This window comes from Streptomyces sp. NPDC006207 (genome assembly GCF_040613835.1).
Classification (GTDB): Bacteria; Actinomycetota; Actinomycetes; order Streptomycetales; family Streptomycetaceae; genus Actinacidiphila.
The window spans coordinates 200,601-225,813 of record NZ_JBEXSX010000004.1; the positions used below are offsets into that span (position 1 = coordinate 200,601).

Annotated in this window: 20 protein-coding genes; 7 read left to right on the forward strand and 13 right to left on the reverse strand. The window is 74.1% G+C overall.

Annotated elements, in window-relative coordinates; genetic code table 11:
• The first annotated feature begins 218 nt into the window (after window positions 1-218).
• From ABZ312_RS04865 to ABZ312_RS04880, 4 genes are all read left to right on the forward strand, one after another.
• Window positions 219-983, forward strand: a complete 765-nt coding sequence (locus ABZ312_RS04865) for an urea amidolyase associated protein UAAP1 (protein ID WP_500359715.1) — start codon at window positions 219-221, stop codon at window positions 981-983.
• On the forward strand, window positions 980-1,588 hold the full coding sequence (locus ABZ312_RS04870; protein WP_500330641.1) for an urea amidolyase associated protein UAAP2: 609 nt from the start codon (window positions 980-982) through the stop codon (window positions 1,586-1,588). Before ABZ312_RS04865 ends, ABZ312_RS04870 begins: the two co-directional genes overlap by 4 nt.
• Window positions 1,585-5,166: an urea carboxylase gene (gene uca / locus ABZ312_RS04875; RefSeq protein WP_500436476.1), complete on the forward strand. Its 3,582-nt coding sequence runs from the start codon at window positions 1,585-1,587 to the stop codon at window positions 5,164-5,166. Before ABZ312_RS04870 ends, uca begins: the two co-directional genes overlap by 4 nt.
• Window positions 5,167-5,426: 260 nt before the next feature.
• Window positions 5,427-7,094, forward strand: a complete 1,668-nt coding sequence (locus ABZ312_RS04880; RefSeq protein WP_500436478.1) for an allophanate hydrolase — start codon at window positions 5,427-5,429, stop codon at window positions 7,092-7,094.
• A 17-nt stretch (window positions 7,095-7,111) separates the two neighbouring features.
• Here ABZ312_RS04880 and ABZ312_RS04885 read toward each other — a convergent pair whose 3' ends face one another.
• Both ABZ312_RS04885 and ABZ312_RS04890 read right to left on the reverse strand, forming a co-directional pair.
• Entirely contained in the window at window positions 7,112-9,946 is a 2,835-nt protein-coding gene (locus ABZ312_RS04885) for a DEAD/DEAH box helicase (protein WP_500330646.1), read from the reverse strand.
• A 124-nt stretch (window positions 9,947-10,070) separates the two neighbouring features.
• Window positions 10,071-11,336, reverse strand: coding sequence for an ABC transporter substrate-binding protein (locus ABZ312_RS04890; protein WP_500330647.1), 1,266 nt, complete (start codon window positions 11,334-11,336; stop codon window positions 10,071-10,073).
• Window positions 11,337-11,688: 352 nt separating this feature from the next.
• On the opposite strand from ABZ312_RS04890, the gene ABZ312_RS04895 reads away from it, so the two are divergent.
• Both ABZ312_RS04895 and ABZ312_RS04900 read left to right on the forward strand, forming a co-directional pair.
• Window positions 11,689-12,936 (forward strand): PucR family transcriptional regulator, encoded by a 1,248-nt coding sequence (locus ABZ312_RS04895; RefSeq protein ID WP_500330649.1) that lies wholly within the window; start codon window positions 11,689-11,691, stop codon window positions 12,934-12,936.
• Window positions 12,933-14,135 carry a PucR family transcriptional regulator gene (locus ABZ312_RS04900; protein WP_500436480.1) on the forward strand — a complete coding sequence of 401 codons (1,203 nt, stop codon included), beginning with the start codon at window positions 12,933-12,935 and terminating at the stop codon, window positions 14,133-14,135. Before ABZ312_RS04895 ends, ABZ312_RS04900 begins: the two co-directional genes overlap by 4 nt.
• Before the next feature lie 352 nt (window positions 14,136-14,487).
• On the opposite strand, the gene ABZ312_RS04905 is transcribed toward ABZ312_RS04900, so the two are convergent.
• From ABZ312_RS04905 to ABZ312_RS04955, 11 genes are all read right to left on the reverse strand, one after another.
• Window positions 14,488-15,381, reverse strand: a complete 894-nt coding sequence (locus ABZ312_RS04905) for a diacylglycerol kinase (protein WP_500330653.1) — start codon at window positions 15,379-15,381, stop codon at window positions 14,488-14,490.
• Window positions 15,382-15,724: 343 nt separating this feature from the next.
• The gene (gene tatC / locus ABZ312_RS04910) at window positions 15,725-16,612 is read right to left on the reverse strand and encodes a twin-arginine translocase subunit TatC (protein WP_500330655.1); all 888 of its coding nucleotides are present in this window, start codon (window positions 16,610-16,612) and stop codon (window positions 15,725-15,727) included.
• 112 nt (window positions 16,613-16,724) lie between these two features.
• Window positions 16,725-17,015 carry a Sec-independent protein translocase subunit TatA gene (gene tatA / locus ABZ312_RS04915; RefSeq protein WP_500330657.1) on the reverse strand — a complete coding sequence of 97 codons (291 nt, stop codon included), beginning with the start codon at window positions 17,013-17,015 and terminating at the stop codon, window positions 16,725-16,727.
• Window positions 17,016-17,271: 256 nt separating this feature from the next.
• On the reverse strand, window positions 17,272-17,472 hold the full coding sequence (locus ABZ312_RS04920) for a hypothetical protein (RefSeq protein WP_500330659.1): 201 nt from the start codon (window positions 17,470-17,472) through the stop codon (window positions 17,272-17,274).
• A gap of 19 nt (window positions 17,473-17,491) precedes the next feature.
• Window positions 17,492-17,770 carry a hypothetical protein gene (locus tag ABZ312_RS04925; protein ID WP_500330660.1) on the reverse strand — a complete coding sequence of 93 codons (279 nt, stop codon included), beginning with the start codon at window positions 17,768-17,770 and terminating at the stop codon, window positions 17,492-17,494.
• A 13-nt stretch (window positions 17,771-17,783) separates the two neighbouring features.
• Window positions 17,784-18,731, reverse strand: a complete 948-nt coding sequence (locus ABZ312_RS04930; RefSeq protein WP_500436482.1) for a helix-turn-helix transcriptional regulator — start codon at window positions 18,729-18,731, stop codon at window positions 17,784-17,786.
• 18 nt (window positions 18,732-18,749) lie between these two features.
• Window positions 18,750-19,721, reverse strand: a complete 972-nt coding sequence (locus ABZ312_RS04935; RefSeq protein ID WP_499510928.1) for a helix-turn-helix transcriptional regulator — start codon at window positions 19,719-19,721, stop codon at window positions 18,750-18,752.
• Window positions 19,722-19,901: 180 nt separating this feature from the next.
• Window positions 19,902-20,273, reverse strand: coding sequence for an FKBP-type peptidyl-prolyl cis-trans isomerase (locus ABZ312_RS04940; protein ID WP_499510929.1), 372 nt, complete (start codon window positions 20,271-20,273; stop codon window positions 19,902-19,904).
• A gap of 39 nt (window positions 20,274-20,312) precedes the next feature.
• Window positions 20,313-21,311 carry an FKBP-type peptidyl-prolyl cis-trans isomerase gene (locus ABZ312_RS04945; protein ID WP_500330663.1) on the reverse strand — a complete coding sequence of 333 codons (999 nt, stop codon included), beginning with the start codon at window positions 21,309-21,311 and terminating at the stop codon, window positions 20,313-20,315.
• Window positions 21,312-21,411: 100 nt separating this feature from the next.
• Complete coding sequence (gene pafA / locus ABZ312_RS04950; protein ID WP_499510930.1) at window positions 21,412-22,773, reverse strand: Pup--protein ligase; 1,362 nt, start codon at window positions 22,771-22,773, stop codon at window positions 21,412-21,414.
• Window positions 22,774-22,782: 9 nt separating this feature from the next.
• Window positions 22,783-24,030, reverse strand: a complete 1,248-nt coding sequence (locus ABZ312_RS04955) for an MFS transporter (protein WP_500330665.1) — start codon at window positions 24,028-24,030, stop codon at window positions 22,783-22,785.
• Window positions 24,031-24,079: 49 nt separating this feature from the next.
• On the opposite strand from ABZ312_RS04955, the gene ABZ312_RS04960 reads away from it, so the two are divergent.
• Entirely contained in the window at window positions 24,080-25,159 is a 1,080-nt protein-coding gene (locus tag ABZ312_RS04960) for a LacI family DNA-binding transcriptional regulator (protein WP_500330667.1), read from the forward strand.
• Window positions 25,160-25,213 lie beyond the last annotated feature (54 nt).

Consider the following 25,213-nt stretch of genomic DNA (forward strand, 5'->3'; position numbering starts at 1 on the left):
CGGCACACCGGGCTCCGGTCCGGCGCCACCGGGATCACGCGCCGCGCGGGCGTGAGCACCCGGTAACCACCGGGAAACGCACGGGCAACGGCGCCGAATCCACCGCCACGTAATTTCTGTCGGACGACAGAAATTGGAGGTGGAACGCCGTGTCGACAGGGACGCCTCACGGAGCCCGTGACCACGCCCGCGCGCAGGAGGGGACGCGGGTGGACGCCATGCCCGTGCTGCCCGCCGCGCACTGGCCGGAGCGGCCGCCGCCCGGTGTCGAGCCGCGCGACCTGGTCTGGGCGGAGACCGTCGCGGGGGGCACCTACACGCACAAGGTGCTGGCCCGCGGCACCGAACTGCGGCTCACCGACCTGACGGGCGACGCCTGCGCCCACCTGCTGCTGTACGTCGCCGACCGTCCCTGGGAGCGGCTCAACACCGCCGACACCGTGAAGGTGCTGTGGAACGCCTACCTCGGTGCGGGCCACCTGCTCCTGTCCGACCAGGGCCGGGTGCTCGCCTCGGTCGTGGCCGACACCGGCGGCCGCCACGACGCGCTCTGCGGCACCTCGACCGCCATCCGCAACACCGCGCTGTACGGGGACGGTTCGGCGCACGGCCCCTCCCCCGCGGGCCGCGAGCTGCTGAAGCTGGCCGCGCTGAAGAACGGCCTGGAGCCGCGCGACCTGCCGCCGTCGGTCTCCTTCTTCCAGGGCGTCCGCGTCGTCGCCGACGGGAAGCTGGAGTTCACCGGCTCCGCGGGCCCCGGCGCGTCCGTCACCCTGCGGGCCGAGCAGCCGCTGACCGTGCTGATCGCGAACGTGCCGCACCCGCTGGACCCGCGGCCGGAGTACGTCTGCACGCCCCTGGAGGTGCTGGCCTGGCGCGCTACGCCGACCGCGCCCGGGGACCCGTTGTGGGACGCCACTCCCGAGGGCCGCCGCGCCTTCCTCAACACCGCCGACCACCTCGCCGCCAGGGGGCTGCAGTGACCAGCGAGACCACCGTCGTCCCCGCCCGCGCGCCCTGGTCCGCGGTGGTCCGCGCCGGGGAGCACCTGACCGTCACCGACCTCGGCGGCAACCAGGCCGTGGACTTCCTGGTGTACGACGCCCACGACACGGCCGTCCGCTACAGCGCGCCGGACACCCTCCAGGCCCAGGGCGGCATCTTCCTGACCACCGGCAGCGTGCTGCTCTCCAACGAGCACACCCCGCTGATGACCGTCGTGGAGGACACCTGCGGCCGCCACGACACCATCGGCGGCGCCTGCTCCAAAGAGTCCAACACCCTGCGCTACGGCCACCACACCTGGTCGCAGCACGCCTGCGTGGAGAACTTCCTCGCCGAGGGCGCCAGGTACGGCCTCGGCAAGCGCGACCTGGTGGGCAACGTCAACTGGTACATGAACGTGCCCGTCGAGCCCGACGGCACCCTCGGCATCGTCGACGGCATCTCCGCCCCAGGGCTCCGGATCGTGCTGCGGGCCGAGACCGACGTCCTCGTCCTGGTCTCCAACTGCCCTCAGGTCAACAACCCCTGCAACGGCTTCGACCCGACCCCGGTCGAGATGACGGTCTCCGGCGGCCGCGCATGACCCACGCCGTGAGCCACGCCGCCTTCGACACCCTCCTCGTCGCCAACCGCGGCGAGATCGCCGTCCGCGTCATCCGCACCGCCCGGCGCATGGGCCTGCGCACGGTCGCCGTCTTCTCCGACCCCGACCGCTCCGCCCCGCACGTGCGCCTCGCCGACCACGCCGTACGGCTCGGCCCGGCCCCGGCCAAGGCCAGCTACCTGGACGCCGACGCCGTCCTGGCCGCCGCCCGCGCCACCGGGGCGGGGGCGGTCCACCCCGGCTACGGGTTCCTCTCCGAGGACGCGGACTTCGCGCGCCGCTGCGAGGCCGCCGGCCTGGTCTTCGTCGGGCCGACGCCGGAGCAGCTGGCGCTCTTCGGCACCAAGCACACCGCGCGCGCCGCCGCCGAGGCCGCCGGGGTGCCCCTGCTGCCGGGCACCGGGCTGCTGGCGGACCTCGACGCCGCCCTGGAGGCGGCGCGGGCCCTCGGCTACCCGGTGATGCTCAAGGCCACCGGCGGAGGCGGCGGCATCGGCATGCGGGCCTGCCGCTCCGCCACCGAGCTGACCGAGGCCTGGGAGAGCGTGCGGCGCGTGGCCGCGGCCTCCTTCTCCTCCGCGGGCGTGTTCCTGGAACGCCTGGTGGAGCGGGCCCGCCACGTCGAGGTGCAGGTCTTCGGCGACGGGCGCGGCCGCGTCGTCGACTTCGGCGACCGCGACTGCTCCCTGCAGCGCCGCAACCAGAAGGTCCTGGAGGAGGCCCCCGCCCCCGGTCTGCCGGTCGCCGTGCGCCGCCGCCTCGCCGGCAGCGCCCGCGACCTGTGCGCCTCCGTCGGCTACCGCTCGGCGGGGACGGTGGAGTACGTGTACGACGCCGCCCGCGACGAGGCGTACTTCCTGGAGGTCAACACGCGCCTGCAGGTGGAGCACCCGGTGACGGAGGAGGTGTACGGCGTCGACCTCGTCGCGTGGATGCTGCGCCTCGCGCAGGGCGACACCGGCGTGGTCACGGAGCCGGGCCCGCCGCGCGGCCACGCCGTGGAGGCCCGCGTCTACGCCGAGGACCCCAGCCGCGGGCACCGGCCCGGCGCGGGCGTGCTGACCGAGGTCGCGTTCCCCGAGGGCGTCCGCGTGGACGCCTGGGTCGAGACCGGAACCGAGGTGACCACCGCGTACGACCCGATGCTGGCCAAGGTCATCGCCCACGGCACCGACCGCGAGGACGCCCTCGACCGGCTCGCCCGCGCGCTCACCGCGACCCGGGTGGGCGGCATCGAGACCAACCTCGGCCTGCTGCGCGCCGCCGTCGCCGAGCCGGCGCTGCGCGCGGCCGTGCACACCACGGCGACCCTGGAGGGCGTCGCCGACCCGACGCCACGCGTCGAGGTGCTGCGGCCGGGCACGCTGACCACCGTCCAGGACTGGCCCGGCCGCACCGGGCTCTGGCACGTCGGCGTGCCGCCCTGCGGGCCCATGGACGACCTGTCCTTCCGGCTCGGCAACGAGGCGCTGGGCAACGACGAGGGCGCCCCCGGCCTGGAGTGCACCCTGCTCGGCCCGCGGCTGCGCTTCACGCACCCGACGACCGTCTGCGTCACCGGCGCGCCCGTCGCCGTGTCCGTGGACGGCAGGCCGGTGCCGCAGTGGGAGCCGGTCACCGTACCGGCCGGCGGCGAGCTGGACGTACCGGCACCGCAGGGCCCGGGGCTGCGGACGTACGTGCTGTTCGGCGACGGCGGGCTCGACGTCCCCGCGTACCTGGGCAGCGCGGCAACCTTCACCCTGGGGCGGTTCGGCGGCCACGGCGGCCGGGCGCTGCGCTCCGGGGACGTGCTCCACGGGGGCGGGCCCTGCGGCGGCACCCCCGTGCCCGTGGACCGGCGACCGGACTTCACCACCGCGTGGCACGTCGCCGCCGTCGAAGGACCGCACGCCGCGCCCGAGTTCTTCACCGAGGACGACGTCCGCGACTTCTACGCGGCGCAGTGGAAGGTGCACTTCAACTCCGCGCGCACGGGCGTCCGCCTGGTCGGGCCCAAACCGCGCTGGGCCCGCGCCGACGGCGGTGAGGCGGGGCTGCACCCCTCCAACATCCACGACACCCCGTACGCGGTCGGCGCCGTCGACTACACCGGCGACATGCCCGTGCTGCTCGGCCCCGACGGGCCCTCGCTGGGCGGCTTCGTGTGCCCGGCGACCGTCGTCACCGGGCAGCGCTGGAAGCTGGGGCAGCTCCGTCCCGGCGACACCGTGCGGTTCGTGCCGGTCACCGAGGACACGGCGGCCGCCCTGCGGCGCTCCCCCGCCGTCGTGCCGCGCGCCTCGCGACCCGTGCTCGGCGACGGCGGCGTCCTCGGGCGCCTTCCGGAGGGCGAGGGCCGCCCGTCGGTGACCTACCGGCGCAGCGGCGACGACAACCTGCTCGTCGAGTACGGGCCGATGCAGCTCGACCTCGCCCTGCGGATGCGCGTCCACGCCCTCGCGGAGCACCTGGCCGCCGCCGGACTGCCGGGGGTCGTCGACCTCACGCCGGGCATCCGCTCGCTCCAGGTGCACGTCGACCCGGACGTGCTGTCCACGGCCAAGCTGCTGGACTGCGTGCGCGAGGCGGAGGGGCACCTGCCGCCCGCCGAGCGGCTGGTGGTGCCCAGCCGCACCGTCCACCTGCCGCTGTCCTGGGACGACCCCGCCACGCGCGAGGCCGTCGCCCGCTACATGGCGGGGGTGCGGGACGACGCGCCCTGGTGCCCCTGGAACATCGAGTTCATCCGCCGTGTCAACGGGCTGGAGTCGGTGGAGGACGTACGGCGCACCGTCTTCGACGCGGAGTACCTGGTGCTGGGGCTCGGTGACGTCTACCTGGGCGCGCCCGTCGCGACCCCGCTCGACCCACGGCACCGGCTGGTGACCACGAAGTACAACCCGGCGCGGACCTGGACCGCCGAGAACTCCGTCGGCATCGGCGGCGCCTACCTGTGCGTGTACGGCATGGAGGGGCCCGGCGGCTACCAGTTCGTGGGCCGCACCGTCCAGGTCTGGGGGCGGGGCGCGACGGCCGGGCGGCGGCCGTGGCTGCTGCGGTTCTTCGACCGGATCAGGTGGTTCCCGGTCGAGGCCGGCGAACTGCTGGAGATGCGGGCCGACATGGCCGCTGGGCGCCTGGAACTGCGGGTCGAGGAGGGCGAGTTCGCCCTCGCCGAGCACCAGGCCTTCCTCGACGCCAACGCCGCGTCCATCGGCGCCTTCCGGGCCCGGCAGGCGGCCGCGTTCGCCGCCGAGCGGGACGCGTGGGAGGCGGCCGGGGAGTTCGCCCGTGCGGAGGCGGCCGCGTCCCCGGCGGCGGGCGCGGCCACGGCGGGCGTCACGGTGCCCGAGGGCGGCAGCGCGGTCGAGGCGGAGTTCCCGGCGTCGGTGTGGCAGGTCGCGGTCCGTCCGGGTGACCGGGTACGGGCCGGGCAGCGGCTGCTGGCGCTGGAGGCCATGAAGATGGAGTCCCCGGTCGAAGCCCCCGTGGACGGCGTCGTGGACGCGGTCCTGGTCACCCCGGGGGACCAGGTCGACGCCGGCACGGTGCTGCTCACGCTGCGCCCCGTGTAGCCCGCCCCTGCTGCACCTGCCTCCGACCCTCGACGCCTGGGCGTCCCGCCCGCCCCACCGGTCGCCGCCGGTGCCCGCGACCGGGACACCCGCCCGGGCCGGCCGGACACCACCGGCCGCCATCCGACCGACCGCACCCGCCTCACCCGCCTCACCCGGGCGCCACACCCACGCCCTGATCGGCGCCGGTGCCGTGATCGCGGCGCCGTCCCGGGTAGGGGGTGACCGGGCGGGAAGACACCCGTGAAGGAGAACCCGACATGCCCACTCCGCCCCCCTCCGGCACCCCCGCCCTCGACCGGGTCCGGGCCGCGTACGCGCGCATCCGCGAAGTGGACCGCCCCGAGGTGTGGATCACGCTGCGGCCGCAGGCCGACGTGGAGGCCGAGGCCGCCGCCCTGGACGCCGCGGACCCGCTGCCGCTGGCCGGGACCGTGGTCGCCGTCAAGGGGAACATCGACGTCGCGGGGCTGCCCACGACCGCCGGCTGCCCCGCGTACGCGTACCTGCCGGACGCCGACGCGCCCGCCGTGGCCCGGCTGCGCGCCGCCGGTGCGGTGGTGCTGGGGACGACCAACCTGGACCAGTTCGCGACGGGCCTGGTCGGTACCAGGAGCCCGTACGGGGCGGTGCGCAACGCGTACGACCCGGCGCGGGTCAGCGGCGGTTCGAGTGCGGGCTCGGCGGTCGCCGTGGCGCTCGGGATCGTGGACGTCGCCCTCGGCACGGACACGGCAGGTTCGGGGCGGGTGCCCGCCGCGTTCAACGGGATCGTGGGGATCAAGCCGACCCGGGGGCTGGTGCCGACGGAGGGCGTGGTGCCCGCCTGCGCGAGCCTGGACTGCGTCACGGTGTTCGCCCGCACGCTCCCGGAGGCGCAGCGGGCGCTGGGTGTCGTCGCCGACGTGCCGCAGGCGCCGCCGCCCGCCCGCCGTCCGGGGCCGTGGCGCGTGGCGGTGCCGCCCCTGGAGCAGCTCGGGGAGCTCGACCCGGGGTGGGCGGAGGCCTTTTCCTGGACGGCAGGACGCCTGGCGGCCGCGGGCGTGGAGGTGCGCCCGGTGGACCTGACGCCGTTCTCCGCCGCTGCGGCGCTGCTCTACGAGGGCGCCTTCGTGGCGGAGCGCTACACCGCCGTGGGTGGCTTCATCGACAAACACACCGGGAGCCCGGACCTGGACCCGACCGTCGCGCGCATCATCACCGCCGCCCGCGACATCCCCGCGCACCGCCTCCTCGCCGACCGTGAGCGGCTGGCCGCGCTCACGGACCGCGCCATGGACGCACTCGGCGACGCCGACGCGCTGCTTCTGCCGACGGCCCCCGGGCACCCCACGCTCGCGGAGGTCGCCGCCGACCCGGAAGGGGCCAACGCCCGCCTGGGCCGGTTCACCAACTCCGCCAACCTCCTGGACATGTGCGGGGTCGCGGTGCCCGCCGGCGAGGTCGGCGTCCTGCCGTTCGGGGTGATGCTGCTGGGCCGCGCCCGTACCGAGGAGCGCCAGAGCGCCATCGCGGGCCTGCTGGGCCCCACCGTCCCCTTCACGGTCGTCGGCGCCCACCTGTCGGGCCAGCCGCTCAACGGCGAACTGCAGGCCCTGGGCGCCCGGTTGCTCCGTGCGACCACGACCGCCGCCGAGTACCGGCTGTACGCCCTGCCGACCACACCGCCCAAGCCCGGTCTGGTGCGCGTGCCACCGGACCAGGGCGCGACCGTGGAGTGCGAGGTGTGGGAATTCCCCGCCGAGGGCCTCGGCCGGCTCCTCGCCGCGCTCCCCCACCCGATGGCCCTCGGCCCGGTCCGTCTCGCGGACGGTACCGCCGTCCCGGGCTTCCTGTGCGAGCCGGCCGCGCTGACGGGCGCCCGGGACATCACGGAGCACGGCGGCTGGCGGGCGTACCTCGCGGCCGCCCGCCCGGCCCCGCGGTAGCGCAGCCCCGCGGCAGCTCAGCCCACCGAGGAGTAGGCCACGACGCCGCGCAGGAGTCCGTCGACGGCCTTGCGGGCGTTGCGCCGCACCGGGCTGCCCTCGGGGGCGGCGTCGGCGATCTGGCCGAGCACGTCGATGAGCTGCTTCGTCCAGCGCACGAAGTCGCCCGCCGGCATGTCGGCGTCGCGCAGCACCGCGTCCAGGCCGTGCCCGGAGGCCCAGCGGTGGGCGGCCCAGGCGAAGCCGAGGTCGGGTTCGCGCTGCCCGACGCCCTCGGCCTGGTTGATGCGGTGGTCCTCCTCCAGGGCGTCGAGGCGGCCCCAGATGCGGACCATCTCGCCGAGTGCCTGCTTGGCGCTGCCGGAGGGCAGCCGCGGCGGCAGGGCGTCGTCCGCGGAGCGGGACTCGTAGACCAGCGCGGAGGCGCAGGCGGCGAGGTCGGCGGGGCCGAGGCCGTCCCAGACCCCGTCACGGAGGCACTCGCTGGCCAGGAGGTCGAGCTCACCGTAGAGCCGGGCCAGCCGGCGGCCGTCGGCGGTGACCTTGTCGGCCTCGAGGTAGCCGAGGTCGGTGAGCAGGGCGCAGATCCGGTCGAAGGTGCGGGCGATGGTGTTGGTGCGGCCTTCGATACGGCGCTCGAGCTGCTTGGTGTCGCGCTGGAGCCGCTGGTAGCGCTCGGCCCAGCGGGCGTGGTCCTCGCGCTCGTCGCAGCCGTGGCAGGGGTGCGCGCGGATCTCGGTCCGCAGCCGGGCGATCTCGTTGTCGTCCGCGGCGGCCGAGCGCTGGCGGCGCTGCCGTTGCGGCGCTATGCCGGCCGTACCGGCCTTGGAGCGCATGGCGGAGGCCAGGTCGCGCCGGGACTGGGGGCTGCGCGGGTTGAAGGACTTGGGGATGCGCATCCGGTCCAGCGCCTCGACCGGCACCGGGAAGTCGATCTGCGCGAGCCGCTTGACCTGCCGCTCCGCGGTGAGCACCAGCGGGCGGGGGCCGTCGTGCTGGAACGGGTCGTGCCGGTTGTGGTGGCCGGGGCTGCGGCCGGCGGGCACGCCCGGGTCGAGGACCAGGGCCAGCCCCGCGAACTTGCCGGCGGGGACGTGGATGATGTCGCCCGGCCGGAGCTTCTCCAGCGCGTCCGCCACGGCCACCCGGCGCTGGTTCGCGCCCTGCCGGGACAGCTCGGCCTCGCGGTCCTTCAGCTGCCGGCGCAGCGACATGTACTCGTTGAAGTCACCGAGGTGGCAGGTCATGGAGGACCGGTAGCCCTCCAGGCCCTCCTCGTTGCGCTGCACCTGGCGGGAGATGCCGACCACCGAGCGGTCGGCCTGGAACTGCGCGAACGAGGTCTCCAGCAGCTCACGGGAGCGGTGCCGCCCGAACTGGCCGACGAGGTTGACGGCCATGTTGTACGAGGGCTTGAAGGAGGAGCGCAGCGGATAGGTGCGCGTACCGGCCAGACCCGCCAGGTGGACGGGGTCGAAGGCGCGCTGCCACAGCACGACCGCGTGGCCCTCGACGTCGATGCCACGGCGTCCGGCACGGCCGGTGAGCTGCGTGTACTCGCCGGGGGTGACGTCGGCGTGGGTCTCGCCGTTCCACTTGACGAGCTTCTCCAGGACCACGGAGCGCGCGGGCATGTTGATGCCCAGCGCCAGCGTCTCGGTGGCGAAGACGGCCTTGACCAGGCCCTTCACAAAGAGCTCCTCGACGACCTCCTTGAAGGTCGGCAGCATGCCGGCGTGGTGCGCGGCGATGCCGCGCTCCAGGCCCTCCAGCCACTCGAAGTAGCCGAGGACGTTCAGGTCCTCGTCGGGGATGGACTTGGTGCGCTCCTCGACGATGGCCCGGACCTTCGCCCGGTTCTCCTCGTTGTTGAGCCGCAGGCCCGCGTGCAGGCACTGCTGCACCGCCGACTCGCAGCCGGCGCGGCTGAAGATGAACGTGATCGCGGGCAGCAGCCCCTCCGCGTCCAGCCGCTCGATCACCTCGACCCGGCTGGGCGTCCAGATCCTGCGCTGCTGACGCCGCTCGCGCTCGCGGTCGGCCTCGCGCATCCTGCCGCCGCGCCGGTCGCGGCCGTTGAAGGCGCGCTGGTTCTCCGTGCGGGCCAGCCGCACCAGGTCGGGGTTGACGGCGGCGCGCTGCCCGCCCGTGCCGGAGCCCTGCTCCTCCTCGAACAGGTCGTACATCCGGCGGCCCGCCAGGACGTGCTGCCACAGCGGCACCGGGCGGTGCTCGGAGACGATGACCTGCGTGTCGCCGCGGACGGTGTCCAGCCAGTCGCCGAACTCCTCGGCGTTGGAGACGGTCGCGGAGAGCGACACCAGGGTCACGGACTGCGGGAGGTGGATGATGACCTCCTCCCAGACCGCGCCGCGGAAGCGGTCGGAGAGGTAGTGCACCTCGTCCATGACCACGTAGCCGAGGCCGTCGAGGGCCTGGGAGCCCGCGTACAGCATGTTGCGGAGCACCTCGGTGGTCATGACCACGATCGGCGCGTCCCCGTTGACGCTGTTGTCGCCGGTCAGCAGGCCGACCCGCTCGGCGCCGTAGCGCTTGACGAGGTCGGTGAACTTCTGGTTCGACAGCGCCTTGATGGGGGTGGTGTAGAAGCACTTGCGGCCCTCGCGGAGGGCCAGGTGGACCGCGAACTCGCCCACGATGGTCTTGCCGGAGCCGGTGGGTGCCGCCACCAGCACGCCCTTGCCGGCCTCGAGGGCCTGACAGGCCTCGATCTGGAAGGGGTCCAGGCCGAACTCGTACAGCTCGCGGAAGCCCGCGAGTGCGGTGGCCTGCTCGGCGGCGCGGAGCCGGGAAGCGGCGTACCGCTCGGCGGGAGACATCTCTTCGTTCATCTTGAAAACGAGACTACCGGGCCGCACTGACAGCCGACATGATCTTTTTGCCGAAGCAAAACCCGGGGCGCGGAGGCCGGGCGTGTCGCGCCCGCCCCACCTCCGCGCCCCGCGCCCGGGAAGCTCAGATGGTGGTGAGGTACTGCTCCACCAGCGGGACCTTGAAGGCGTCCTTCACCCCGGCCAGACCGCCGGGCACGCCCTGGTCCGGCTTGACGATGTAGCTCCGGGTGGCGCTGGGCCGCCACGGGTCGGAGAAGTCCAGGGCCGGGCCCAGCCCGGGGTCGAACCCCTTGAGCCGGCGGTGCGCCGCGATGATGCCCTCCCTGCTCAGGTCCTCCGCCTCGCAGGCCGACTTCAGGTCCTGGACGGCGACGGCCATCGTGTTGTGCCCGGTCTCCAGCCCCTGGTTCAGCGGGTCCCCCGGGTAGCGGCGCTTGTAGTCCGCGACGAGCTTCCTGACCTCGGGGGTGTCGCTGGTCATCGCCGGGGTGGGGGCGACGAGCTGCAGCATCTTCAGCAGCGCCGGCGCCGCCGGGGTCTTCAGCAGCTGCGGGTCATAGCCGACGGCGCTGCCGAGGAACGGCACGTCGAGCCCGCCCGCGGCGGCGGCACCGACCGCCGCGGCGGTCTGCGCGGGGCTGGTGCTGATCAGGACGGCCTTCACCCCGGCCTCGCCGAGCTCCCGCACCTCCTCGGACAGGTCCTTGCGCGCCGGCCCGACCTTCTTCTCGACGAGGGTCATGCCGCGCTTGTCGGCGACGAACCTGGCCCCGCGCCGCGCGTTGCTCCCGTAGTCGCCCTCGAGGTAGATGTAGCCGACCCGGTCGCCCGGCCCGAGGCCCTGGGTGTCCGCCAGGTACTCGAAGCCGTTGATCATGTCGACGTCGTAGGTGGCGTTGATGGTCGTCAGGGTGGGCTGGCCGAGCAGGGCCGAGGAGTAGCCGAGGGACGTCGTCATGACGTCGTCGACCTCGATGCTGTCGAGCAGGGCGTTGATGATCGTCGAACCGAGCAGGCCCGGCATCGCGGCGATCTTCGGCTCCATCTCGCCGTAGTGGACGACGGCCGTGTCGACGTCGTAGCCGTGGTCACGGACGAGCAGCTTGAGCTTGCGGCCGCACACGCCGCCTTCGGCGTTGACCTGGTCGGCGTAGAGCTTCTCCGCCTGCAGCACCGAGCGGCCCAGCGGGCCGTACGGGCCGGACAGGTCGGTGAGGACGCCCAGGGTGATGGTGGAGTCGGTGATGCCGGGCCCCGTCTTGACGCCGTTCGCGTCGACCGGACCGTCGACCGCGGCGGTGCCCTCGTCCCCGCCGCAGGCCGTGAGGACGCAGGTGAGGGCGGCGGTGAGGACGACGGTGGACCTGAGGCGCTGTTTCCGGGTCACGGTGTGCTTGCTCCTGGAGGGGTGGGCCGCGGGGGGCCGCCGCGGGCGCGGCCGGGGGGCCACCGTCCGGGGCCGGTGATGCGGGAGCTCCATGGGAAGAGATGGCGGGCGGTTCGGCGAGGGTCGGGGGCGTTTCTGGTCGCGGTTCCCAACGGCGGCCGGGCCCGGCTGTGCAGCGGCACCGCCCGAGCCGTCCCGTACGACCGCGTGTTCGGTGATGTGTGGGTTCTGTCCGGATGTCGGTCACGTTTGCGTCACCCGTCTTCCGGGGCCGGACTACCAGCCGGTAGGAATGCCGTGCGGGTGCCCGCCCACCCGGGCTCCGCGCCCGCAGAGCCGAGAGGAAGATCGGATGGCCACCCCCGCCACGACGCGTCCGATGTGCACCGCGGGCATCGCGGGCGCCTCCGGGCGGGAGCACCGCGAGATGCTGAGAGCCGCCGCGCTGCAGGTGCGCGCGCAGGTCGGACCGGTGGCGGCGGACATCGTCGAGCGGATCCGGGACCGGCACCCCGCCTACCGGGAGCCCGCGCTGGCACCGTCCGGACTGCTGGAGGAGACCGAGGGTTCGGTCGCCGCCGTCCTCGACTCGCTCGCCGACCCGGGGCGCTCCGCGGTGTCCGCCGCGTACCTGTCGTGGGTGGGGGAACGCCGGGCGTGGCAGGGGTTCCCCCTGGAGCCGATGATGGGCGCCTGCCGTACGGCCGGTGACGCGCTGTGGCTGGCGCTGGTCCGGGCCGGGGAGGGCCGGGGGCCTGAGGGGACGCAGCTGATCGCCCGCGCCGCCGCGGAGGTCTGGGACCTGTTCGAGCGGGACAGCCGGCTGATGGCCGACGCCTACCTGCGGGCCCGCGGCGAGGTGACGTTCCACCGGCAGCGCGGCCGCAGGGCGCTGGAGGGGCTCCTCGCCGGGCGGTTGGACACCCCGGGCCTCGCCGAGGCCGCGGACGCCCTCGGCCTGCCCGAACACGGCCGCTTCGCGGTCGCCGTCATGCGCGGCTCGACAGGGGCCCCTCCACCCGTACGGCGGCGGGCCGGGGTGCCCGCCGGGGTGCGGGTGCACCGGGCGTTCCCGGTCGGCGGCGAGGTGCTCCTGGCCGACCTGGGCGACCTGACGCTCGGCGACTTCGCGGCCGCGCTGGAGGTGCCCACCGGGACGCGGGCGGGCCTGAGCCCGGAGGTGGACCGGCTGGGCGCGGTCGGACACGCCAGGGAACTCGCCGAACTCGCGCTGCGCACCTGCACCCGGGACGGCGAGGTGGCCGTCCTCGACCGCCGCTACCCGGCCGGGCTGCTCGCCCGCCGCCCGGACGTCGCGAGCGAGGTCGCCGCCGGCGTCCTGGGCGGGCTGCGGGACGTGGAGGCCACGGAGGCCACGGTGCTCCTGGAGACCCTGGGGGCGTGGCTGGACACCGACGGTTCCGTCGAGAAGGCCGCGACCGCCCTGTTCTGCCACGCCAACACCGTGCGCAGGCGGCTGCGGCGGCTGGAGGAGCTCACCGGACGCTCCGTGGCGCGACCGCGCGACGTGGTGCACCTGGCGCTCGCCCTGGACGCCGAGCGGATCTCCGCGGCGCACGGCCCCGGAGCGCCCAGGTGACGGCGCGTCCGCAGGCGCAGGACGAGGCGGCCCGGGAGCTGCTGCGGACGGCGGCGCTGCGGATGAAGGAGCGGACCGGCGAGCTGTCGGAGCGGGTCATGGCCCGGCTGCACACCGAGGTCCCCGGCTTCGTGGACCACGCCGACGACCCCGACTGCTCCCTCGACGGCTTCGCGACGATGATCACCATGCACCTGGACCGGCTCGTCGACCCGGAGCGCGACGCGGACGCGTCCCGGCACATGCGGGAGGCCGGCCGCCGCCAGGCCGAGCGGGGCATGCCGCTGGAGCTGCTGGCGCACGTCTTCGGGGTGGGCGGCGCGGTCGTGTGGCAGGACCTCGTCGACACCGTCGCCGCGCACCATCCCGGCGACATCCCGCTCATGGTGCACATCGCCCCGCGGATGTGGGGGTTCCGCCGGCGCACGACCGCGATCCTGGCCGACGCCTACCGCGAGACGCTGGGCGACGGCGGGGCCGGCGGCAGCAGGCGGGCCGCCCGCGTGCTGGGCGCCCTGCTCGAAGGACGCACCGAGAGCCTCGGCGTGGGCGCCGCCGGCCAGGCCCTGGGCGTACCGGGCGACGGCCGTTTCGTGGTCGCGGTGACCAGCGTGCGGGCCTCGGCCTCCGGCACGCCCGGCGACGACGCCTTCCCGGTGGGCGCCGGCAGCCGGGTACTGCGGGCACCCCGCGGCACGGGCGAGGTCCTGGTCGTCCTGCTGGGCGACCGGTCCCCCGGGGCGCTCGCCGCGCTCCTGGGCGCCGTCCCCGGGCTGCGGGCGGGGGTCAGCCCGGTCGTCCACGGCCTGGCCCAGCTGCACCGGGCCCTGACGCTCGCCGAACTGGCGCTGCCCACGTGCGCCTCCGACGGCGAGGTGGCGCTGTGGGAGGAGCGGATGCCGACGGTCGTGGCCGCCTCGGACCGCCGGCTCGCGGGCGAGCTGGCCGAGCGTGTCCTCGGCCCGCTGCGGGGGCTCGCCGACGAGGAACGCGAGTCCCTGCTGGGCACCTTCGCCACGTGGATGGAGTGCGACGGCTCCCCCCGCGCCGCCGCCGAGCGCATGGACTGCCACCGCAACACGGTCCTCAACCGCCTGCGCCGCCTGGAACTGCTCACCGGCCGCCGCCTCACCCACCCCCGCGAGCTCGTCGACCTCACCCTCGCCGTCGACACCCTCCGCTCCGCCCCCGCCGCCTGAGCCCACGACGCCCTCGCCCACGGCTCCCCCGGACGTCCGGCGCTTCGGCCGCCAGGGGTGGCGGATGCCGTGGCCGCGTCCGGGGACGGCCAGCACACGATCGCCGACGTACGTGAGGTGACGGGACGCCGGCCTGTGCGGCGGCGGCCGGGGTCCCCCGCCGCCGAATGGGCGCCGGGGCAGGGGGACGCGGTGAGGGACTCCGGTCGGCGCGGCCGGTGGCGGGGGTGCGGCCGCCCGGGGTCTTCCGGGCCCGCCGGAGCGGTGCACGCCGGGCCGGGCGGCCGGCTGCGGCTGGACGTGCCCGCCGGGCGCGGCCCGGCAAACCTCGCCCCCGCGGCTCGGCACCGCGCTACCGCGGCGCCAGCAGGCGCAGCGCCCGCGGTACGGTGCGCGCGGTCAGGGGCAGGGGGCCCAGTGGCTCACCGTCGGCGTAGCCGGTGATGCCGTCGGCGGCGAGGGTGACCGCGGCCGCGCGGTGCACCGTCACCACCGGGTGGCCGAGGTGGGTGCCGCGGTAGACCCTCGGGAAGACGCGCAGCAGCGTGCTGCGGCTGCACGGCCCGACCACGCACACGTCGAAGCGCCCGTCGTCGAGTTCGGCTCCGGCGCAGATCCGCATGCCGCCGCCGTACGAGGTGCCGTTGCCGACGGCCACGAGGGTCGCCTCGATCTCCGTCTCGGCGCCGTCGTCGAGGGTGATCCGGTACGGGATCGGGCGCAGCGCGGCCAGTTCCGCCAGCATCGCCACGTCGTAGCGCAGCCGCCCGCTGGGCCAGCGCAGCCGGTTGCCGCGGTCGTTGACCCGGGAGTCGAAGCCGGAGGCGAGGACCGTGCCGAACCACCGTTCGCCGGCGCGGCCGAGGTCGATCTCGCGGACGGTCTCCTCCTTCAGCGCCCGCGCGATGGCCTCCCCGGCCGCGGCGGGCTCGCGTATCGGCAGTCCGGTCGCCCGCGCGAAGTCGTTGCCCGTGCCGACGGCGACGACGCCGAGCGGCGTGCCGGTCCCGGCCACGGCCTGCAGGGCCAGCGACACCATGCCGTCGCCGCCGACCGCGACCAGCGCGTCCGTGCCGTCCGCGACGGCCTCGCGGGCCCGCGCCAGGGCGTCGGCCGCGTCGGTGCCGACGACGGTGCGCACGCCGAAGCCCGCGCGGCGCAGTGCGTCCGCGGCCGGTCCGGCGGCGCGGGCGCCCCGTCCACGACCCGCGGTGGGGTTGGCGATGAGGGTGATCTCGCTGGTCACGCGCGGACCCTACCGTGCGGTAGTCCAACCGTCGAGATCACCGGCACCCCTTCTTCCGGCGGGGTCGTGATCATCCTCGGGGCCTACGGAGGGCCGTGTTCCGGCGGGGAGGATCGGGGGGGCGTCGCAGACCGGGCGACCATCGCGGGCACGGCCAACGCGCTGTTCAACAACAAGGGGTGCGCCGTCGTGGGCGCGGCGGCAGGGACCACACGGTGGCGTGGAACAGGCCCATGACCTTCGTCGCGTCGAGGGCGACCACTGCTGACGGCCTCCTGCGCGCCATGCCGACGGGGCCCCGCCCGGCTGGTCCGGGCGGGGCCCCGTCGGGGGTCACACGGCGTCAGGTCGCGTCGTCGAAGTCGCCGGAGCGGCGTCCGTCCTCGACGGGCCCGGCCTGCTCGGGCACGGAGGCCGTGACGCGCTCGCCGGTGTCGATCGACTCCGGGGTGAGGTCCAGCTCGGAGGCCTCGTCGTCGGAGAGTTCCGCGTCGGGGTTGCGCCAGCGCCGACGCCGGTCGTTGACCAGGCTGAAGGCGACCGCGCCGAAGTAGAGGACGACGATCGGACCGGACAGCGCGATCATGCTGACCGGGTCGGTGGTCGGCGTCGCGACGGCGCCGAAGACGAAGACGCCCATGACCACGGCCCGCCACCAGCCCGCCATGCGGCGGCCGCTGACCATGCCGACCAGGTTGAGCATGACCAGGAGCAGCGGCAGTTCGAAGGCGAGGCCGAAGACCAGCACCATGCGGATGGTGAAGTCCAGCACCCCGTCGAGCTTCAGGAGGTTGGACGAGCCCTCGGGCGTGAAGCTGATCAGCACCTTGATGCTGACCGGCATGATCTTGTACGCGAGGAAGGCACCGCCCAGGAAGAGCGGGAGCGCCGCGCCCACGAACATGTACGTGTACTTGCGCTCGTTGCGGTGCAGGCCGGGGGCGATGAAGGCCCACAGCTGGTACAGCCAGACCGGGCTGGCACCGATGACGCCGGCCATGAAGCAGACCTGCATCGTGAGCGCGAACGGCGCCGTCAGCGAGTCGAACGTGACGATGGCGCAGTTGCCGCCGCTGCTGACGACCCCGGGGCCGCACTTGGGTACCGGAGAGGCCAGGAACTCCAGGAGTTGCTGGCTGTAGAAGGCGGCCACGATCGCCACGACGACGATCGCGAGCACACTCTTGGCGAGCCGGTTGCGCAGCTCACGCAGGTGCTCCACCAGGGGCATGCGCCCCTCGGGGTCCTTCGTCGGCTTACTGCGGGCAGACTTGAGCAACCCAGGTCCTCATCTCACGCGGTGGCCGGCGTCCCCGCCGGCGGCCCGTACCTGTGTCGTCGTGTCAGCTCTGCGTCTGGCTGGGCTGCTGGGTCTCGGAGACCGGGCGGGCGCTGGCGACGTCACCGGGCGCGGCCTGGATGGTCTTCGGTGCGGCCTGGGCGTCGGCGGGCGCGTCGGCCGGCGCCTGCGGGGCGGCCGCGTCGTCCGACTTCATCGCCTTCGCCTCGCTCTTCAGGATGCGCATCGACTTCCCAAGGCCGCGGGCCATGTCCGGGAGGCGCTTGGCCCCGAACAGCAGCAGAACGACGACAAGGATGAGGATGATCTCAGGGGCGCCGAGCCTGCCGAACATAAGCTTTACCTTCTCACCGAGGCGGCATGGGTTCTTGAGCAGCGGGCTCCGGGTCCGTGGACACGGTGTCCGCTCTGCCAGCGATCGTAACCTGCGGGGGTAAACGCCTGGCAATCCCCCGGCGTCCTTGCCGTTGCCGCCCCCGCCGCGCTCTATCGGGGCCGCTTCAGCAGCGTACCTTCCTGGAGGGGGGAGGACGAGGGTGCCGCGGACGGCACCGACCCGGCGTCCGGGCACGGCCGGCGGGACGGCGTCGTCAGCGCGACAGTTCGCCGGCGCCGCGCGCCAGCGGCTCCGCGGCCCGCCGCAGGTCCTCGGAGGCCTGTCGCAGGCGGTCGCTGCTGCGCCCCACCTGACGGGCGAGGCCGCGCACCTCGGCGTACACACGCAAGCCGAGGACACCGAGCACGAGCAGGCCGGCGGTCGCGAGGCCGACGTACAGGTAGAGCCACCACATGGGAGCCGAGCGTAGCGGCTCAGCCGATGTGCAGCCGCATCGTGCGGACACCGCCGTCGGTGAGGAGCTCCACGATGCGGTCGCCCGCCGGCTTGCGGACGGAGGAGCCGCAGTCGGGGCAGGTGAAGGAGTAGAAGGTGGTCCGGTGGCTGCCGCCGATGGCCAGCCGCAGGGCGTCGGCCGACAGCTCGAAACTGGTCCGGCACTCCGGGCAGGAGGCCCTGAAGATCACCCCGGGCGGGGTCGTGCCGGGTTCGCCGACGGTACCGAGGGTGTCCAGGGTGTCGAGGTCGTCCATGCCGGCGCTCACCTCACTCGCCGTAGGCCGCGAGGGCCTGGGCGGCCGCGTCGCGGGCGCTGCCGGCGAGTCCGGCCGGGGAGACGATCCGCCCGTCGCGGCCGAGGCGCAGCGCGAGACGGCGCAGCGAGCCCGGGTCGGGGGTGCGCAGGGTGACCCGCAGGCCGCCGTCGGGGAGTTCCTCGGCGAGGTCGTACGGGTAGTACTCGGCGACCCAGCGGCCGCCGGGGCCGACCTCGATCACGACCTCCGGGTCGTCGCCGGCCGGCTGCACCAACCCCTGGGACAGGTCGCGCGGCTCGACGCGCGGCGGGTCGCTGGGCGTGTCCAGCAGCCGGATCTCGGCGACCCGGTCCAGCCGGAAGGTGCGCCGGTCCTCCGACAGGTAGCACCAGCCCTCGAAGTAGGTGTGGCCGACCGCGAACAGCCGGATCGGGTCGACCTCGCGCTCGGTGAGCTCGTCCCGGGACGGCGAGTAGTAGCGGATCCACAGCCGGCGCCGTTCGGCGATGGCGCGGTCGACGTCGGCGAAGACGCTGCCCTCGGACTCGAAGGTGACCGACAGCCGGGAGGACGCGCCGGCGGCCTCGCCGGCCGCGCCCTCGATCTTGGCGGTGGCGCGCAGCAGGGCCTGCCGGTCGCTCTCCCGCAGCCCGGGCAGGTTGGCGACGGCACGGGCGGCGACCAGCAGCGCGGCGGCCTCGTCGGCGGCCAGCCGCAGCGGCTGCGCGACGTCGTCCACGTTGTGCCACCAGATCCGCTCGCCGTCGGTGTCGATGTCGAGCAGGTCGCCGCCCCTGAAGCTCGTGCCGCACAGCGGCAGCACGTTCAGGTCGCCGATCAGCTCGGCCTCGGTGACCCCGAACGCCCGGGCGACGTCGCTCACCCGGGCGCCGGGGCGCTCGCGCAGATACGTCACCAGGGACAGCATCCGGCGCGTCTGGTCGATCGCGTTGGCCATCTCTCCGTACTCCCCCGCTCAGCCCTTGGCGACGGCGCGCAGCCGGTCCACGACGTCGGCCCGCAGCTCGTCGGGCCCCAGTACGACCACGTCCGGGCCGAACTCCACCAGCCAGGCGTCCAGTCCGTGCCCGTACGGGATCTCCAGCTCGTCCCAGTCGGCGTCGACCGGCAGTATCTCCACCGCGCGGGCCCGCAGCGGGTACCCGGAGTCGCGGCGCAGCCGGATCCTGGCGGTCGCGGTCGCGCCCTCCCCGGCCCAGCTGGCGACGGCGGCGCGCACGTCGACGTGGTCGGGCACCTCGGTGGTGAAGGCGCCGCCGCGGGTGCGGACCCGGCCGGTGATCCGGGAGAGCCGGAAGACGCGCACGGCGGACCGGTCGCGGTCCCAGCCGGCCAGGTACCAGTGGCCGCGCCAGCACTCCAGCGCCCAGGGCTCGACCTGGCGGGGCTCGGGGCGCACGGCGTTGGCCTTGCGGTAGTCGAAGGAGACGGGGCGGCGCTCACGGGTGGCGACCATCAGCGGCTCGAACGCCGGCTCGGGGGTGGGGATGCGGGGCTCCAGGGCACTGTGCCCGGCCGCCTCCCGCACGCCGTCGTCGCCCTCGTCGTGGAAGGGCACGCCCGCGGCCCGCAGCTTCTGCAGGGCTCCGCTGGCGGCCTCGGCGAAGCGTGCCTGCTGCCAGACCTTCGCGGCCAGGCTCAGCGCGGCGGCCTCCTCGGCGTCCAGGGCGATCTCGGGGAGGCGGTTGCGGTCACGGCGGGCGAGGTAGCCGATCTCACCGTCCAGGCTCTCCACCGTCTCGATGACCATGCCGAGCTCACGCAGGTCGTCCTTATCGCGCTCGAACATGCGGTTGAACGCCTCGTCGGAGCCGATCTCGTGGTACGCCTCGATGGACGCGCGCAGCTCCCGCTTGCTGACCGGGCGCCGGGTGTTCATCAGGCACAGCGCCAGGTTCATCAGCCGCTCGGCCTTGGCAATCGCCACTCGAAGCAACCTTCTTCCGTGTTCAGCTCTCCGTCGAGACCCTATCGCGACCGGGCCGCGTGGCTGAAGCGAAGGCCGGTTCCGGTGACCGCCCCTGCCGGCCCCCGTACGACGGAGCCCCCGCCGGGCCGGCGGTGCCGGTCGGCGGGGGCTACGGGCCGTGGTCGGGCCGGACGCCGCTCAGACGGACAGCAGGTCCACCACGAAGATCAGCGTCTCACCCGGCTTGATGAGCGGGCTCGGGCTCTGGTTGCCGTAGGCCAGGTGCGCGGGGATGGTCAGCTCACGACGGCCGCCGACCTTCATGCCCTGCACGCCCTGGTCCCAGCCCTTGATGACCCGGCCGCCGCCCAGCGGGAAGCTGAAGGGAGAGTTGCGGTTCCAGCTGGCGTCGAACTCCTCGCCGGTGCTGAAGGCCACGCCGACGTAGTGGACGGTGACGTTCTGACCCGCCTTCGCCTCGGCGCCCTCGCCCTCCCAGATGTCCCTGATCACCAGTTCGGCCGGCGGCTCACCGCCGGGGAAGTCGATCTCGGGCTTCTCGATGCTCACGTACGTGCTCCTAAAGAGGTGCGGACAACCTGCTTAGTCTTACATCACCGCGAGGATGTCGAGGCTGAACACCAGCGTGGACTTGGCCGGGATGCCCGGCTGCGCCTTGTCGCCGTAGCCCAGGTCCGGCGGCACCACGAGCATGACGCGGCTGCCGACCTTCTTGCCCACCAGGCCCTCCTGCCAGCCCTTGATCAGCTGCTGCAGCGGGAACTGGGCCAACTGGCCGTTCTTGTAGCTGGAGTCGAACTCCTTGCCGCCGTCCCACACCACGCCCTTGTACTGCAGCAGCAGGGTGTCGGTGGGCTTGACCGCCGCGCCGTCGCCCTCCAGCACGTAGTTGGCGACCAGCTTGGCCGGCGCGGCCGTCTTGGGGACCTCGATGGAGGGCGCCTTGCCGTCGGTGCCGGTGCCGACCTTGGGCAGCTTGGCGTCGGTCTGCGGGACGGCCTTGCCCTGGGCGGAGCTCTTGCCGTTGAAGGTGTCCACCACGTCGACGACGAAGACCAGCGTGTCGGTGCCCTTGATCCCGGCGTCCGGCTGCCCCTGCGCGCCGTAGCCCAGGTTCGGGGGGATCGCCAGCTCGACCCGGTCGCCGACCTTCTTGCCCACCAGGGCCTTGTCCCAGCCCTGGATGACCCGCCCGACGCCGATCGGGAAGATGGCCGGCGCGCCCCGGTCCCAGGAGTTGTCGAAGACCTTGGCCGTGTCCCAGATCTGGCCCAGGTAGTTCGCCTGGAGGTAGTCACCCGAGGCGACGGTGGTGCCGTTGCCCTGGATCACCGTCTTGACGGCCAGGTCCTTGCTCGGCTGGCCCGCGCCCTTGGCGACCGTCGGCTTCTCGCCGAACTTCGTACCGGCGGTGATGTCCGGCAGCGGGCCGTCCACGATCTTCACCGGCGCGGACGCGGACGCGGAACCCGACGGGGTGGCGCTGGTCGCGGACTTGCCGGACTTGTCGTCACCGCAGCCGGCGAGGGTGAGCAGGCCGGCAGGGACGGCGAGGAGAAGAGAGCGTCGGCGCACGGGGATCCCCATCAGGTCGATCTTGCGTTGTCTGGCGTGCGCGCCACTCTACGGCGTGGGCGGGGCCCCGTACGAACACGTACGGGGCCCCGCGTCGCCTGTGCCACCGCCGCTACATACCGGCGATGAGCTTCTCCACCCGGTCGTCCACCGACCGGAACGGGTCCTTGCACAGCACCGTGCGCTGCGCCTGGTCGTTGAGCTTCAGGTGCACCCAGTCGACGGTGAAGTCGCGCCGCTGCTCCTGGGCACGGCGGATGAAGTCGCCGCGCAGCCGCGCCCGCGTCGTCTGCGGGGGCACGGACTTGGCCTCGAAGATCTTCAGGTCGTTGCAGATCCGCTTGGCCTGACCCCGCTTCTCCAGCAGGTAGTACAACCCGCGGCGGCGGTGGATGTCGTGGTACGCGAGGTCTATCTGCGCGATGCGCGGGTGCGACATCGTGATGTTGTCCCGCGCCCGGTAACGCTCGATCAGGCGGTACTTCATCACCCAGTCGATCTCGGTACCGATCTTGTCCAGGTCACCGCTGCCGATCGACTCCAGGGTCCGGCCCCACAGTTCGAGGACCTGCTCGATGACACCGCTGCGGATGCCGCGCCGGTCGCAGAAGTCCACCGCCTTGGAGTAGTACTCCTCCTGGATCTCCAGGGCCGAGGCCTCCCGGCCCGAGGCGAGACGGACCTTGCGCTGGCCCGTTATGTCGTGCGACACCTCGCGGATCGCCCGGATCGGGTTCTCCAGCGTCAGGTCCCGCATCACGGTGCCCGCCTCGATCATGCGCAGCACCAGGTCGGTCGCGCCGACCTTCAGCAACATGGTCGTCTCGGACATGTTGGAGTCACCCACGATGACGTGCAGCCGCCGGTAGCGCTCGGCGTCCGCGTGCGGCTCGTCCCGGGTGTTGATGATGGGCCGGGAGCGGGTCGTGGCGGAACTGACGCCCTCCCAGATGTGCTCCGCGCGCTGACTGACGCAGTAGACCGCGCCGCGCGGGGTCTGCAGCACCTTGCCCGCGCCGCACAGCAGCTGCCGGGTGACCAGGAAGGGGATGAGGATGTCCGCGAGGCGGGAGAACTCCCCGTGCCGGGCGACGAGGTAGTTCTCGTGGCACCCGTAGGAGTTCCCCGCGGAGTCGGTGTTGTTCTTGAAGAGGTAGACGTCGCCCGCGATGCCCTCCTCGTGCAGGCGCCGTTCTGCGTCCACCAGGAGGCCCTCCAGGATGCGCTCCCCCGCCTTGTCGTGGGTGACCAGTTCCGTCACGTTGTCGCACTCGGGAGTGGCGTACTCCGGGTGCGAACCCACGTCGAGGTAGAGACGGGCGCCGTTGCGGAGGAAGACGTTGCTGCTGCGACCCCATGACACGACACGGCGGAAGAGGTACCGCGCCACCTCGTCCGGGGACAGACGCCGCTGTCCCCGGAACGTGCACGTGACGCCGTACTCGTTCTCCAGCCCGAAAATGCGGCGGTCCATGATGAGACCTTACGCCTGATGCGTGGACCTCAAACCGGGTTCGACCGCGGCGATTCGATCTTTTTCTGTCCCGCTTGCCGGGTTTGGAACAGTGAGGTAGCGCCCACTGGCCAGCAGCACCACCAGCGCCACCACCCCGCCGGCACCCGCCACGCCGAACGCCGCCGCGGTCCCGCCGTACTGCGCGGCCGGTCCCGCGACCGCCGTGCCGACCGCCGCACCCACCCCGAACGTGGTGACGATCCATGAGAACGCCTCGGTCACCGTGCCCACCGGGGCGTGCCGGTCGACCACCACGAACGCGCAGGCCAGCGAGGGCGCCAGGAACAACCCCGCCAGCACCGCCAGGCCCGACATCGCCGCGACGCCCGGCACCAGCACCAGCGGCAGGTAGCACACGGCCAGGCCCGCCATCAGCAGCCGCAGCCGCCGCTCGGGGACCCCGGCCCATTGCCGCGCCCCGTAGAACACCCCGCCGGCCAGCGCCCCGGCGCCGATCCCCGACAGCACGTAGCTGGAGACCATCCCGCCGCCGTGCTCGTCGGCGTACGCGACCGCGGCCACCGCGATCGAGCCCAGCGCCAGCCCCACGAAGAAGAACGAGCCGACCAGCGCCCGCAGGCCCGGCGCGCGCAGCGGCCCCAGCCAGTCCGGGGTGCGCGGCTGCGTCCGCCACGCCCGCGACGGCGGCGCGGTGACCACGCTCAGCGCCCCCGCCACACCGACCGCCGCGATCCACAGCAGCGCCGCCGTCTCCGAGAACGCCGCCACCAGCAGCGTCACCAGCAGCGGGCCGACCGCGAACATGACCTCCTGCGCGGCCGCGTCCAGCGCGTAGGCCGCGTGGATCCGGTCCTCGCGCTTGAGCACGCCCGGCCACAGCGCCCGCAGCCCGCCCTCCAGGGGCGGGGTGAAGAAGCCCGCGACCAGCATCGCGGCGTACGCCAGCGGCAGCGGCCGGGGCCCGGAGAGCGCGAAGACGGCCATGCCCACGGCCGAGACCACCGCCGCCGGGAACATCACCCTCGGCTGCCCCAGGCGGTCCACCGCCCGCCCCAGCAAAGGTTGCCCCACGGCGTTGGCGAGGCCGTAGACGGCCGACAGCGCCCCCGCCAGGGCGAAGTCGCCGCCCTGCGCACGGGTCAGCAGCACGATGCCCAGGGCCGCCGTCGCGTTCGGCAGCCGGCCGACCAGGGTGCCGGTCAGCAGCCGGACCGCGTGCCGGGCCCGCAGCAGGTCCGCGTAACCGGTCCCCATGCCCGCCCCTTCGCTAGTTGTACGTATAACGTCGTGGGTCATACGTACCATGAGCCCAGTCCACCGGTCCAGCCGCACACCCCGCCGCCACTCGCCCACCCAGCCGAAAGAGGCCCCCACGGTGACCGACACAGCGCGCCCGACCTCACGCGACGTCGCACGCGCCGCCGGCGTCTCCCAGGCCACCGTCTCCCTCGTCCTCGGCGACAAATGGCGCGGCCGGGTCTCCGAACGCACCGCCGACACCGTCCGCACCGCCGCCCGCGACCTCGGCTACCGGCCCAACCTCGCCGCCCGCAACCTCCGCCTCGGCCGCACCCGCACCGCGCTCCTGGTCGTGCCCACCCTCACCAACGAGTACTTCGCCCGCGTCTACACCGGCGCCGCCCGCGTCGCCGACGACCACGGCTTCGGCGTCGTCCTCTACCCCTCCCCCGAAGGCGTCGGCCCCGCCCGCGACCCCTTCGGCTCCGCCCGCGCCGCCCTCGACGGCATCATCGCCTCCTCCATGGCCGCCGACGCCCTCGCCGCCATCGGCGACGGCGGCCTCCCCCTCGTCATGCTCGACGCCGACCCCGCCGCACCCGGCCCCGCCGCCACCGTCAACCTCGCCATCGCCGACGGCATGCGCCAGATCACCCGGCACGTCCTCGGCCTCGGCCACCACCCCCGGGACGTCGCCCACCTCGCCGCCGACATCGACACCTGGACCTTCCACGAACGCGCCCAGGCCCTCGCCGACACCCTCGGCACCACCCCGCCCACCGAACGCTCCCCGCTCACCTACGAGGACGCCCGCCAGGCCACCGAACGCCTCCTCACCCGGCCCGGCCCACCCCCCACCGCCCTCATCTGCGACGACGACGTCCTCGCCGTCGGCGCCTGCAAGGCCCTGCGCCGCCACGGACTACGCGTCCCCCACGACGTCTCCGTCACCGGCTACGACGACTCCGCCCTCGCCACCGCCGTCGAACCCGAACTCACCACCGTCGCCCTCCCCGCCGACGCCGTCGGCGCCGGAGGCATGACCGCACTCCTCGACACCCTCGCCGACCGCCCCGCCACCGGCACCGAACTCCCCGTCCGGCTCGTCGTCCGCGGCTCCACCGCCCCACCACGCAACCCCTGAAACGACCGACGCCCCGGCCACCGCACAGGCGGGCCGGGGCGTCGGCAACGGGCC